Below are 10,987 nucleotides of genomic sequence, written 5' to 3' on the forward strand. Positions count from 1 at the left end.
GATGGAGGATCTGACTTCCTCACCGCACGAGGTTCGCGGCGACCAGTTCGCCGCGACCGAACTCAGCGACGATATGTTGCTGAGGCAATTTGCTGATGGTGATGCTGGTGCTGCCCGTTTGCTGACGGACCGGCTTGGACCACGCAGTTTCTCGGTCGCGCTAAGGATGCTGAGCAATCAGGCTGAGGCCGAGGATGTGGCGCAAGAGGCAATGATGCGCCTTTGGCAGATGGCGCCAGACTGGGTTCCGGGGCAGGCAAAGGTCTCGACCTGGTTGTATCGGGTTACGTTGAACCTGTGTGTGGACCTTCGGCGTAAAAAAACCCACGCCGCTTTGAATGAAGTTGCTGAACCAGAGGATGGCTCAGCAAGCGTGGTCGAAAAGATGCAGGATGAGGCGCGGAAAGATGCATTGCAGACCGCCTTGTCGCAATTGCCTGAACGGCAGAGGGAAGCCGTGGTCCTCAGGCATATCGAGGAATTGTCTAACCCCGAAATTGCTGGGATCATGGACATTTCCGTAGAAGCGGTCGAGAGCCTGACCGCGCGTGGGAAACGGTCCCTGGCTGCAATACTGGCCGGGCGTCGAGATGAACTGGGGTATGACAATGACTGACGATGATACAGAACTGGATCGTTTGTTCGCCCAGGCGCGACAGGAGCGTTCGCAGCTGCCTGATGATTTGGCTGTTCGGATGATGACAGACGCTGAGTCCGTACGGTTGAGCCGGCTTGCGCCGCCAACCGAGGCGAAACGCAGATCATGGTGGCACCTGTTTGACAACGTAGGTGGATGGCAGGGGATGGGCGGACTGCTTGCAGCCAGTGCTGCTGGTGTTTGGATCGGCTTTTCAGCACCGTCATTTCTGCCCGATCCTGCAAATTACCTGATCTCGCAGGATACAGCTTATCTGGTCGCTGATCTTGGTCTGGATACAGCCTATTTGGAGGATGCGGAATGAGCGAAAATTCCAAGCCAAAACGCCGCTGGATGCCCATTTTGCTGACGGTTTCTCTTGCCCTCAATCTGTTGGTGGTGGGCGTCGTGCTGGGAACCGCACTAAGGTTCCGCGGTGGTGATCATGCAAAAACGCCTCCAGGATTCGGGCCTGCTCTCTACAGGGCGTTACCAGGGGCTGATCGCAAGGCTTTGCGAGGTGAGTTGTCGTATCTGCACAAAAAGGGATCCAACACTCGTAAACAGGACTTTGAAGCGTTGAGCCAGGTTTTGCGCACTGTGCCTTTTGATCCTGATACAGTTCAAGTCCTGTTGGCGCAGCAGGCGCAATCGACCGCCGATTTGCAGCAAGCTCTGCAAGAGCAATGGTTGTCGCGCGTTGTCGAAATGAGCGACGACGAGCGGATTGCTTATGCCGAAAGGCTGCAGGAAGTGGTAGAACGTGGGCCACATCGGCATAAGAAGAAAGACTGAAAAGTTCAGGCCGCGCTCTGTCTCATACGAACTTGGTTGCGGCCTGCTTTCTTGGCCGCATAGAGGGCTTTGTCGGCACTTCGCATCAGGTCTTCGACAGTTTCCATATCCTCAGCGGCAGTTGGGAACGGAGGTTCGCCGACCTTCAGGCCTATGCTGATTGTAACTTCGATCGGGGCCGTGCGCCCCGGCAACAGGAAAGGGTTTTCACAGATACAATCACAAATCCTTTCGGCCATGCGCATCGCGCCCAGCCTCGTCACGGCAGGAATTCCAATCATGAACTCTTCGCCACCGATACGTGCGACAAATCCGGTTTCGCCAAGTGCATCCTGAATGCGTTTGCCCGTTTCGGTCAGAACCAGATCACCGACTGAATGACCGTGTTGATCGTTGATGGCCTTGAAGTGATCAAGATCCGCCAACATAAGCACAAACGCATGTTTGGCTTGTACCGATTGCCGAACTATCTGCGCCATCGCAGACATCGCAAATCGGCGATTGTGCAGACCGGTCAACGGATCGATCCATGAATCCGCTAGCCCTTTTCGAAGCGACGCGCGCATTTGATCATCCCGGGACTTGCGTGCAACCAGTGTATCGACCCTCAGAGACAGTTCGTGGGGACAGAACTCGCCCATGCAGACCGCATCGGCCCCCATGTCCAGTGCCTCGGCTGCCAATTGACCATCTTCCTCAGGCAGGACCCCGATCAAAGCGGTGTGTCGAGTCGTACCGCGGGATCGCAAATCTGCCAGCACATTCAGGCCGTTGGTATCGTTACCCAGTTCGACGACAATCGCATCAGGAACCTGACCTGACAAAATGCCTTTCAGGTTTGATTGAGTGTGGCAGGTCAACTGGTGACGTGTTTTCGTAGCCAACGCACGTTGCCAAAGTGTGCTAGTGCGGTGGCTTTGTGTCACTATGCCGATCTGACCAACAGAGGGTGGTGATATCAGCGCAGCTGCGGGTTCCGCGAGACCCATAGTTTGTGGGTCGTCCTTGATCCTCAAGTCCTGCATATCGGCCCGCATACGCAAGAAGCTGCGAATTCGTGCAAGCAGCAGAGTGTCCTTAAAAGGATAGGCCAGGACATCATCCAGCCCGTCAGACAAGGCGCGAAGGCGCGCAGCCTTGTCGTTGTGTGGGGCGATTGCGACCACCGGTACATCCCTGAGCATGGGGTCGGTGAGCATAAGCTTTTTGACGTCAGAGGCTGAGCCGTCGGGTAGTGATTGGGATGTCAGTACAAGGTCTGGCCGAGTTCGCCGAAGCAATGGTCCAAGACCATTCAGCTTTTCACCCTGCACGACGTGATACCACGCTGCTGTCAGCTGAACTTTCAGCATGATACGATTGGTCGATACCCCGTCGAGGACAAGGATGGTTCCCTGCACGGACATAGTTGTTCACCGTTGATTGCACGCGTTAGCAAAGTGTTTATGACTCTGGTTAATAAACTCTTTCCAAACTCCAATCAGAGGCTTGTTGATGGCGATCTCTGCTGAATCTGCGGAAACACTGGCGCTAAAAGTACTTGGCTGGCTTGTCGGCAACGAAGAACTGCTTCCGGTTTTTCTGGGGGCAACAGGTGCGACGACCGAAGATTTACGCGAAAGGGCTGGCGAGTCCGAGTTTTTGTCTTCGGTTTTGGACTTTCTGATGCTTGACGATTCGTGGGTCGTGGACTTTTGTGACGCCAACGCGGTGCCGTATGATCTTCCCGGTCAGGCCCGCATGCAGTTATCCGGCGGTTCAGACGTCCATTGGACCTGAACCCAGTGCATTTGTAGGAGCACCAGGAATGCCAATTGACGCCCTCTTGTTCGATAAGGACGGGACTCTGTTTGATTTCGCTGCGACTTGGGGAGCATTTGGTCGCGCTGTTTTGTTGCGCCTTGCCGAAGGTGACGAGACCCGAGCTGCTGAATTAGGGCAGGTCATCGGCTTCGATCTCGCCAATAGCCAGTACTCTGAAGACAGCGTGGTCATTGCAGGTACAGTTGATGAGATTGCCGAGGTGCTGTTGCCGCATCTAGGAGATGTTTCGCGGGATGAACTGGTAGGAATGCTGAACAGGGAATCGGCTCAGGCCCCGCAAATTCCGGCGGTGCCATTGACTGCTTTTTTCGAGGAACTTCGAAACAGTGGCAAAAAGGTGGGACTGGCCACAAATGATGGAGAAATGCCTGCACTTGAGCATCTGGCCTCGGTGGGCATTCGCGATCATTTCGACTTTGTCGCAGGTTATGATAGCGGCCATGGGTTCAAACCAGGGCCAGGGCAATTGCTGGCCTTTTCAGAACATGTAGGTATCGAACCATCGAATATCGCGATGGTGGGTGACAGTCTGCATGATCTGGAGGCTGGGCGCGCTGCAGGTATGACAACGATCGGAGTGCTGACCGGTCTTGCGACCGCTGAAGATCTCGCCCCAATGGCGGATGTCGTGCTGCCCGATATCGGGCATATTCCGGGATGGCTTGCAGAAAACTGATCATCTGGGGCAGGTTTCGGCGCTTCATCTATTAAAACCGACACAACCTGTCGCAGACAGAGCGGCCACAACCTGTCGCTTCGGGGCTTGCTTGAAAAATAGCAAATGCCGGAGGAGCAAATGGCCGACAACACGACACGCAGGCGCCGCGGCGGCGGCCGTGCTGGAGCCGCAGCCCGCAGAGGTGCCGAAGTCATCGAGCAGATGCCCTGGAACCCGCCAGTGAACATTGATCGGCCGACCGAACCATTGGGTCCCGAAGGCGTAGAAGCGATTCACGAGGGGGCAATGCGTATCCTCGAAGAGATCGGGATCGAATTCTATAACGAAGAAGCCAAAGCTATCCTGCGAGAGGCGGGGTGCATCGTGAATGGCGATAACGTTCGCATGGGGCGCGACTTCGTTATGGAAATGGTAGGCAAGGCCCCGAGTAAATTTACGATCACGCCCCGAAACCCGGACCGTACGATCGAAATCGGTGGTAAAACCATGGTGTTCGGGAACGTGTCTTCACCCCCGAACTATTGGGATATGGAGATTGGAAAGAAAGTTCCGGGCAACCGTGAAATGTGCCGGAACTTGCTGAAGTTGACTCAGTATTTCAATTGCATCCACTTTGCCGGCGGTTATCCGGTTGAACCGGTCGATATTCATGCAAGTGTCCGCCATCTGGACGTTCTCTATGACAAACTGACCCTGACGGATAAGGTAATGCACGCCTATTGCCTTGGAAAAGAGCGGGTCGAGGACGTGATGGAGATGGTCCGCATCGCCGGTGGTCTGAGCCATGAGGAATTCGAGGCGACTCCGCGGATGTATTCCAACATCAATTCAACCTCGCCGTTGAAGCATGACCATCCGATGATCGATGGCTGTTTGCGCCTTGCCCGTCGTGGTCAGGCCGTTGTCGTGACGCCGTTTACGCTTGCCGGCGCGATGGCGCCTGTAACCATGGCCGGCGCGGTGGCGCAGTCGCTGGCTGAGGGTCTGTGCGCAATTGCTCTATTTCAGTATGTCCGGCCTGGAATCCCATGTGCGATCGGTACTTTCACCTCGAATGTAGACATGAAGTCCGGTGCACCCGCATTTGGTACACCTGAATATATGCGATCCACTCAGATGACAGGACAAATGGCGCGGTATTATGGCCTTCCAATGCGTTCTTCAGGTGTCTGCGCAGCCAATGTGCCGGATGGACAGGCGATGTGGGAGACGTCCAATTCGCTGTGGGCCGCTGTCCAGTCAGGGACCAACATGGTTTACCATGCCGCTGGTTGGCTTGAGGGCGGGCTGATTGCCAGCCCCGAGAAGTTTATCATGGATTGTGAAATCCTGCAGCAAATTCAGCGCTATATGGATCCGCAGATCAACGCCACCGGTCCTGACGAAATTGCACTCGATGCGATCCGCTCAGTTGGCAATGATGGCCATTTCTTTGGAATCCAGCACACACAGGATCGCTATACCACGGCGTTCTATCAACCCTTCCTGAGTGACTGGAAGAATTACGAAGGTTGGGAAGTGGCTGGCGGCATCTGGACGGCTGAGCGTGCGCACTACATGTTCAAGGAAATCATAGGCAGCTTTGAGGCACCGCCGATGGACGACGCTGTGCGAGAGGAGCTGGCAGATTTTGTTGCGCGAAGGAAGGCTGAAGGCGGAGCTCCCACAGACTTCTGATCTGTTTGCCAAGCACAGGAACAATTGGTGTATCAAGTTGAGATTGCAGGGCATTTACTGCAATCCATGGCGTGTCTTCGGTATTTGTTAAGCTTTGTCGGGTGAAGTGGTGCATGTGTTCGAGTGAGGCGTTCCATGCACGGGTTGATCAACAGCGCGATACAGTCGTTTGTTTGTGCAACATATGGTCGTGCGTGCTGGCTGCGCGCGACTGAGGCAGCAGGATTGGGCTTTGCTCAATTCGAGGCGATGCTGGTTTATGAAGAGGGCTTATCCAGCCGCGTTCTTGATGCGCTTTGTGCTGATTTAAAACGCCCTAAATCAGAGTTTCTTGAGGATTTGGGAACGTACCTGGTCTCACACCCAAATATGGAAGGGTTGCGCCGATTGTTGAGGTTCGGCGGTGTGACCTATGTCGAGTTTCTACATTCGCTGGACGATCTCTCGGATCGGGTCAGGCTGGCGGTGTCTGATCTAGATTTGCCTGCGCTTGAATTGTGTGAGCTTTCACCATCCGAATATGAACTGAAATGCCATCCGGGGTTGCCCGGTTACTCCAGTGTCATGGTGGGGGTTCTGCGGGCGATGGCGGATGACTATGGTGCATTGGTTATGCTGTCTCATGACGGAGATAGGGACGGCGTCGAAGTGATCTCGATGTCTTTGTTTGAAAGTGCATTTTCCGAAGGACGCCGGTTTGATCTGGGGGCACGCAAGCAATGATGGAGCAAAACGATCTCGCGACCCTCCTGGAAACTCTGTGCCCGATGTTTCTTTTGCTGAATAAGGATGGGGAAATTCAACAGGTTGGGCCAACGTTGCAGAAGTTACGACCTGATCTGCAGATGACAGGGATGAGGTTTCTTGATCTGTTTGAACTGCTGCGACCAAGGAATGTATCGACGGTTCCGGCACTCATGTCGATGGCGGGCACAAAGGTACACCTGAAATTTCATGATGAGCCACGAACTGCCCTCAAGGGGTTGGTCGCACCCTTGCCGACCGGAAACGGTGCGGTCATCAATCTGTCTTTTGGGATTTCGATTCTGGACGCTGTTCGCGACTACGCCCTGACTAGTGCGGATTTCTCTGGCACAGATCTGGCCATTGAGCTCCTATACCTCGTCGAAGCAAAATCAGCAGCTATGGAGGCATCTAGATCGCTGAATTTGCGACTGCAGGGGGCTATGTTAGCCGCTGAAGAACAGGCAGTTACCGATACGCTGACAGGTCTTAGAAACAGACGGGCAATGGATCATGTTCTGGAGCATTTGATCGCTTCCAAATTGCCATTCGCGCTGATGCATCTGGATCTGGATTTCTTCAAATTGGTCAATGACAGGTTTGGTCATGCTGCAGGGGATCAGGTTCTTAAGGTGGCTTCACAAATCATGCTGGATGAAACCCGCCGAGACGATACTATTGCCAGGGTAGGTGGCGATGAATTTGTATTAATCCTCAAGGGGTTGGTGGATCCTAAAATATTGGCGCGGATTGCCGAGCGTCTGATCTCTCGCTTACAGGAACCGATATCATTCCAGGGCGCATCCTGCGAAATTTCCGCGAGTATCGGTATAGCATTGTCAACACAGTTTCAGGTGCCGAAAGTGTCGGAGGTACTGCATGCGGCTGACCTTGCATTGTACGAAGCCAAACGCAGCGGCCGCTCCTGCAGTTGCTTTTACTCCGTCCCTAGCAACGCTCAGCTGTGATACTCAGCCCTGCGGTCAATGCGAAGAACAGAGCAATACTGGCTCAGGTGCAATCTGGCGGCGCCTGTTTGGTATTTCTTGTCAGGTTGCAAAGGCCTTATCCAGAATTCCCGCAATATGCTGCTTGATTGGGGGTAATTCACCTATCACCGGCAGCGTCTGCCCGCGGAAACCCGCTTTACTCAGTTCCTGCGGGACATCCTCTAGAACATGCCCACCTCTACAGGCGAAGAAAGGAAGGCAAAGTGCCTGATCCCCGGTATTTGCGGCAGCTTCGGCAATCGATGGGAGTTCCTCAACAAAGCCCAGACGCATGCTCTGAAATGGCATTCGTTTGGTCAGTTGATCCACAAATTCACCGGCCACAGCTGACGGGTTTCGGCTGCGACCAGAGCCATGGGCGGCAATCACCAGATCAGTAGACTCTGTCTGCCAGCCAAGTTCTGAAACTGCGTTCCGTACGCTGCTCGCAACGAGATCAGGCAGATCCGGGTCGATACCCAGCGGATCAAGTATCCTGATAATCCGATTCCCAACACGCTTAGGCAATGCACTGGTTACGAACCATCCCTTGGCCATGAAAAGCGGGTATATCACGCTGTTTTCGGGCAAGCTGTCGAGAGCGGCCTCCAGCGCGTCCGGCGCAGCGAGTGTGGCCGAATGAACGGAAACCCGCTTCGCCAGCGTTGAGATATCGGAAGCAAACTCAGCCAGCGCAGCCTCGGCTGGCTCCGGATCAGATGGCTGACCATGGGCAACAATAACAGCGTGCGACATCCGCTAAGCTCCTGACAATTTAGCGTTAAGTGTACCGCTTTGGCTCATAGTCAACAGAGATTTTTCCCTAACCCAGCAAAGTTAGCCACATCCATACGGAGAGGATTGAAACCCCTGTACCGATAAGCACAGATGACGCCGCGACGCGTTTAGCGCGGCCGTAAATACTTGCGAATATATAGCCATTGAAACCTGGCGCCATCGCAGCCGTAAGAACGCCAGAGCGAAACAGATCCTGCGGCAAAGCAGTCAAAGAGCCAAACATCCATACCAGAGCCGGGTGCAGGATCAGCGAGATGCAGCAGACAAAGCTGATTGCTACAAGATCTCCCTCAGGCTTGTATTTGACCAATACTCCGCCCAATGCGAACAACGCGCCGGGTAATGCGGCCCGCGTGATCAGATCCAAAGCCTCATCCACAACGGCCGGGATGATCATTCCGGAAAGGTTGACCAGAAACCCCAGTGCGATGCCCAGAATGAGGGCGTTTTTGAACATCGCTGAAAACACGGATTTGACCATGCGTGCACTTCCATGACCGCGATTTCGAATGACCTCCATAACCGTGATCCCGACGCCGTAGCAAAACGGAGAGTGGAAGGCGATGATGGCGTAGTTTCCGGTCAGGCTATCTGGGCCGTAGGCTCGTTCTGTGATGGGCAACCCCAGCAGAACAGAGTTGGAGAAGAGGCAGCAAAAACCAATGGCAACGCAATCCTCCCAGTCGCGTTTAAAGATCAAACGCGCACCGAACATGCCTGCCGTGAAACAGAGGGCCGCTGCTGTGTAGAAGCTGGCCAAAAGTCGCGGATCAAAGCTGGCGCTTAGATCGAGGTGAGCGATTGCAAGAAACAACAGGCATGGGATCGCAAAGCCCTGAGTAAACTTCATCAGCCCGTCGATATGGATTTCCTTGAAATAGCCCAAACGGGTGGAAGCATATCCTGCACCGATCACAAGGAAGACCGGCAGAATGACGTTGATCAGGCTTTGGAGCATCTTATCGTCCCTGCCAGTCTGACTTGTCCGCTGCAGACGGAGATATGACGGGCGCGCGCAGCGTTCCGCCTATAATGGCTGATGGATCACCATACCGTCATATGCAGGGGTGATGTGATCAGGGGTTTCAGCATCGACCGTGGCATAGTCGAGATCGATGTGCATGTTAGTCAGAACGGCCTGTTTGGGTTTCAGGCGTTCGATCCATTCCAGTGTTTTATCCAAATGTGCATGTGTGGGATGCGGCGTACGGCGCAGCGCGTCGATGACAAGGTAGTCGAGCCCTTCCAATTCCGACCACGCATCATCGTAAATCTCAGCAACATCAGGAAGGTACACCAGATCGTTCATCCTGAAGCCCAGTGAGTCGATTGATCCGTGATTGACCTTGAATGGACGAAATGGAATCGGGCCACCGGGTCCATCAATTTCAAACGGCCCGTCGATGGACTTGAGATCCAGGATCGGTGGGTACGGAGAGCCCTCTGGCTGTATGAAGGCATAGCCAAAACGCCCGAGTAATGCGTTTTGGGTGTCGCCATCAGCCCAGACCGGAACCCGGGTCCGCATGTTGAAGACAATCATGCGCAGATCATCGATGCCATGGACATGATCGGCATGCGAATGGGTGTAAACGACGCCATCCAGTCGACCGGTACCAGTGTCCAGCAGCTGGCTGCGCATATCCGGAGTGGTATCGATCAGGACCGAGGTCGTACCGTCTGGCCCATCCCGCTCCACCAGCATCGAGCAGCGACGGCGAATGTTCCTTGGATTGTCCGGATCACAATCGCCCCAATGTCCACCCAAACGGGGGACACCACCGGACGAGCCGCAACCCAGAATGGTGAAGCGCAAACCGCTCATGCAGCGACCTTGTAAGATGCGGCCTTTGCAAAGAGCCGGTCAAAATTGGCCTGCGTTTGTGCAGCGAATTCGGGGTAGTCCATCCCAAACACCTCGGCGCCCTTGCGCGCAGTATGAGCGGTGTAAGCAGGTTCATTGCGCTTGCCGCGATATGGCGGGGGCGCAAGATAGGGCGCATCCGTTTCAACCAAAACCCGGTCAACAGGAGCCATCGCAAATATGTCGCGTAGTTCCTGGCTTTTGGGGAAGGCAGCTATGCCCGACATCGACAGATAAAAACCCAGGTTCAACGCGGCTTTTGCAAGCTCGGCCGAGGAAGAAAAGCAATGCATGACGCATGTGTAGGGTGCGTTGCGATGCTCTTCTGCCAGGATACGCGCCATGTCATCGTCTGCAGCGCGGGCGTGAATGATCAGCGGTAACCCTGTGCGTTGGGCTGCCTCAATGTGGATGCGCAGCGATGTTTTTTGTACCTCGGCACTGTCGGCGGTGTAGTGGTAATCCAGTCCGGTTTCCCCAATACCCACGAATTTGGGATGTTTCGCCAGGTTAACCAGCTCTTCCACTGATGCCATTGGCTCTTCAGCCGCACTCATCGGATGCGTACCCGCCGCATAAAAAACTGGCGCGTGGTTTTCGGCAATGGCCCGAACAGTTGGCTCATTCCGCAGCCGGGTGCAGATTGTGACCATGCGAGTCACTCCGGCCTCGGCTGCACGGGTAACAATCTCGTCCAATTGGCCGTCAAAATCCGGGAAATCCAGATGGCAATGGCTATCGGTGATCTCCGGGGGAATTGTGGTATCGCTCATCTGCTCTGACCGGCGGTTTCCTGTATCTTGAACACCGTATCTAGGACCAGAGCGGCAGGGTCAAGGTTCACCGCCTGACCATGTCGCGCCCGTGCCGTGATCAGAGCCGCTGCTTCGGCCCATTGCCGGGCCTTTTGGGGTGAGGTCGACAGGCGAGCCAGCGTCTCTGCCTCGTTTGGGGCGGCCTCGGGAACAGGCGGGCTGCCG

At 54.7% G+C, this 10,987-nt stretch carries 14 protein-coding genes; 8 read left to right on the forward strand and 6 right to left on the reverse strand.

Annotation, left to right across the window (positions count from 1 at the left end):
* Nucleotide 1 precedes the first annotated feature (1 nt).
* The 3 genes from E1297_RS38305 to E1297_RS38315 are packed head-to-tail and all read left to right on the forward strand — an operon-like array spanning nucleotide 2 to nucleotide 1,432.
* The gene (locus tag E1297_RS38305) at nucleotides 2-616 is read left to right on the forward strand and encodes an RNA polymerase sigma factor (RefSeq protein WP_155147545.1); all 615 of its coding nucleotides are present in this window, start codon (nucleotides 2-4) and stop codon (nucleotides 614-616) included.
* The gene (locus E1297_RS38310) at nucleotides 609-962 is read left to right on the forward strand and encodes a hypothetical protein (protein ID WP_155147547.1); all 354 of its coding nucleotides are present in this window, start codon (nucleotides 609-611) and stop codon (nucleotides 960-962) included. The genes E1297_RS38305 and E1297_RS38310 overlap by 8 nt, the downstream gene beginning before the upstream one ends.
* Nucleotides 959-1,432, forward strand: coding sequence for a periplasmic heavy metal sensor (locus E1297_RS38315; protein WP_155147549.1), 474 nt, complete (start codon nucleotides 959-961; stop codon nucleotides 1,430-1,432). The genes E1297_RS38310 and E1297_RS38315 overlap by 4 nt, the downstream gene beginning before the upstream one ends.
* 5 nt (nucleotides 1,433-1,437) lie before the next feature.
* On the opposite strand, the gene E1297_RS38320 is transcribed toward E1297_RS38315, so the two are convergent.
* Nucleotides 1,438-2,838, reverse strand: coding sequence for a diguanylate cyclase (locus E1297_RS38320; protein WP_155147551.1), 1,401 nt, complete (start codon nucleotides 2,836-2,838; stop codon nucleotides 1,438-1,440).
* An 88-nt stretch (nucleotides 2,839-2,926) separates the two neighbouring features.
* Here E1297_RS38320 and E1297_RS38325 point away from each other — a divergent pair, with 88 nt between their 5' ends.
* From E1297_RS38325 to E1297_RS38345, 5 genes are all read left to right on the forward strand, one after another.
* Nucleotides 2,927-3,211: a DUF3572 domain-containing protein gene (locus E1297_RS38325; RefSeq protein WP_155147553.1), complete on the forward strand. Its 285-nt coding sequence runs from the start codon at nucleotides 2,927-2,929 to the stop codon at nucleotides 3,209-3,211.
* 28 nt (nucleotides 3,212-3,239) lie between these two features.
* Nucleotides 3,240-3,932 (forward strand): HAD family hydrolase, encoded by a 693-nt coding sequence (locus E1297_RS38330; protein WP_155147555.1) that lies wholly within the window; start codon nucleotides 3,240-3,242, stop codon nucleotides 3,930-3,932.
* A 120-nt stretch (nucleotides 3,933-4,052) separates the two neighbouring features.
* The gene (locus E1297_RS38335; protein WP_155147558.1) at nucleotides 4,053-5,612 is read left to right on the forward strand and encodes a trimethylamine methyltransferase family protein; all 1,560 of its coding nucleotides are present in this window, start codon (nucleotides 4,053-4,055) and stop codon (nucleotides 5,610-5,612) included.
* Nucleotides 5,613-5,747: 135 nt separating this feature from the next.
* Entirely contained in the window at nucleotides 5,748-6,335 is a 588-nt protein-coding gene (locus E1297_RS38340; protein ID WP_155147560.1) for a heme NO-binding domain-containing protein, read from the forward strand.
* On the forward strand, nucleotides 6,332-7,324 hold the full coding sequence (locus E1297_RS38345) for a GGDEF domain-containing protein (protein WP_155147562.1): 993 nt from the start codon (nucleotides 6,332-6,334) through the stop codon (nucleotides 7,322-7,324). The genes E1297_RS38340 and E1297_RS38345 overlap by 4 nt, the downstream gene beginning before the upstream one ends.
* An 81-nt stretch (nucleotides 7,325-7,405) precedes the next feature.
* Here E1297_RS38345 and E1297_RS38350 read toward each other — a convergent pair whose 3' ends face one another.
* From E1297_RS38350 to E1297_RS38370, 5 genes are all read right to left on the reverse strand, one after another.
* Nucleotides 7,406-8,101: a CbiX/SirB N-terminal domain-containing protein gene (locus E1297_RS38350; RefSeq protein WP_155147564.1), complete on the reverse strand. Its 696-nt coding sequence runs from the start codon at nucleotides 8,099-8,101 to the stop codon at nucleotides 7,406-7,408.
* 67 nt (nucleotides 8,102-8,168) lie between these two features.
* The gene (locus tag E1297_RS38355; RefSeq protein ID WP_155147566.1) at nucleotides 8,169-9,101 is read right to left on the reverse strand and encodes an AEC family transporter; all 933 of its coding nucleotides are present in this window, start codon (nucleotides 9,099-9,101) and stop codon (nucleotides 8,169-8,171) included.
* A 69-nt stretch (nucleotides 9,102-9,170) separates the two neighbouring features.
* Nucleotides 9,171-9,968, reverse strand: a complete 798-nt coding sequence (locus tag E1297_RS38360) for an MBL fold metallo-hydrolase (RefSeq protein WP_155147567.1) — start codon at nucleotides 9,966-9,968, stop codon at nucleotides 9,171-9,173.
* Nucleotides 9,965-10,780 (reverse strand): TatD family hydrolase, encoded by an 816-nt coding sequence (locus E1297_RS38365; protein WP_155147568.1) that lies wholly within the window; start codon nucleotides 10,778-10,780, stop codon nucleotides 9,965-9,967. Before E1297_RS38365 ends, E1297_RS38360 begins: the two co-directional genes overlap by 4 nt.
* Nucleotides 10,777-10,987 (reverse strand): hypothetical protein (locus E1297_RS38370; protein WP_209016252.1); only part of this gene is annotated, 211 nt, incomplete at its 5' end. The genes E1297_RS38365 and E1297_RS38370, both read right to left, overlap by 4 nt.

Source organism: Roseibium sp. RKSG952 (assembly GCF_009711355.1).

Excerpts from the sequence above, each read along its gene's own strand:
- E1297_RS38305 (WP_155147545.1), top strand. The coding sequence starts at position 2 with ATGGAGGATCTGACTTCCTCACCGCACGAGGTTCGCGGCGACCAGTTC.
- E1297_RS38310 (WP_155147547.1), top strand. The coding sequence starts at position 609 with ATGACTGACGATGATACAGAACTGGATCGTTTGTTCGCCCAGGCGCGA.
- E1297_RS38315 (WP_155147549.1), top strand. The coding sequence starts at position 959 with ATGAGCGAAAATTCCAAGCCAAAACGCCGCTGGATGCCCATTTTGCTG.
- E1297_RS38320 (WP_155147551.1), bottom strand. The coding sequence starts at position 2,838 with ATGTCCGTGCAGGGAACCATCCTTGTCCTCGACGGGGTATCGACCAAT.
- E1297_RS38325 (WP_155147553.1), top strand. The coding sequence starts at position 2,927 with ATGGCGATCTCTGCTGAATCTGCGGAAACACTGGCGCTAAAAGTACTT.
- E1297_RS38330 (WP_155147555.1), top strand. The coding sequence starts at position 3,240 with ATGCCAATTGACGCCCTCTTGTTCGATAAGGACGGGACTCTGTTTGAT.
- E1297_RS38335 (WP_155147558.1), top strand. The coding sequence starts at position 4,053 with ATGGCCGACAACACGACACGCAGGCGCCGCGGCGGCGGCCGTGCTGGA.
- E1297_RS38340 (WP_155147560.1), top strand. The coding sequence starts at position 5,748 with ATGCACGGGTTGATCAACAGCGCGATACAGTCGTTTGTTTGTGCAACA.
- E1297_RS38345 (WP_155147562.1), top strand. The coding sequence starts at position 6,332 with ATGATGGAGCAAAACGATCTCGCGACCCTCCTGGAAACTCTGTGCCCG.
- E1297_RS38350 (WP_155147564.1), bottom strand. The coding sequence starts at position 8,101 with ATGTCGCACGCTGTTATTGTTGCCCATGGTCAGCCATCTGATCCGGAG.
- E1297_RS38355 (WP_155147566.1), bottom strand. The coding sequence starts at position 9,101 with ATGCTCCAAAGCCTGATCAACGTCATTCTGCCGGTCTTCCTTGTGATC.
- E1297_RS38360 (WP_155147567.1), bottom strand. The coding sequence starts at position 9,968 with ATGAGCGGTTTGCGCTTCACCATTCTGGGTTGCGGCTCGTCCGGTGGT.
- E1297_RS38365 (WP_155147568.1), bottom strand. The coding sequence starts at position 10,780 with ATGAGCGATACCACAATTCCCCCGGAGATCACCGATAGCCATTGCCAT.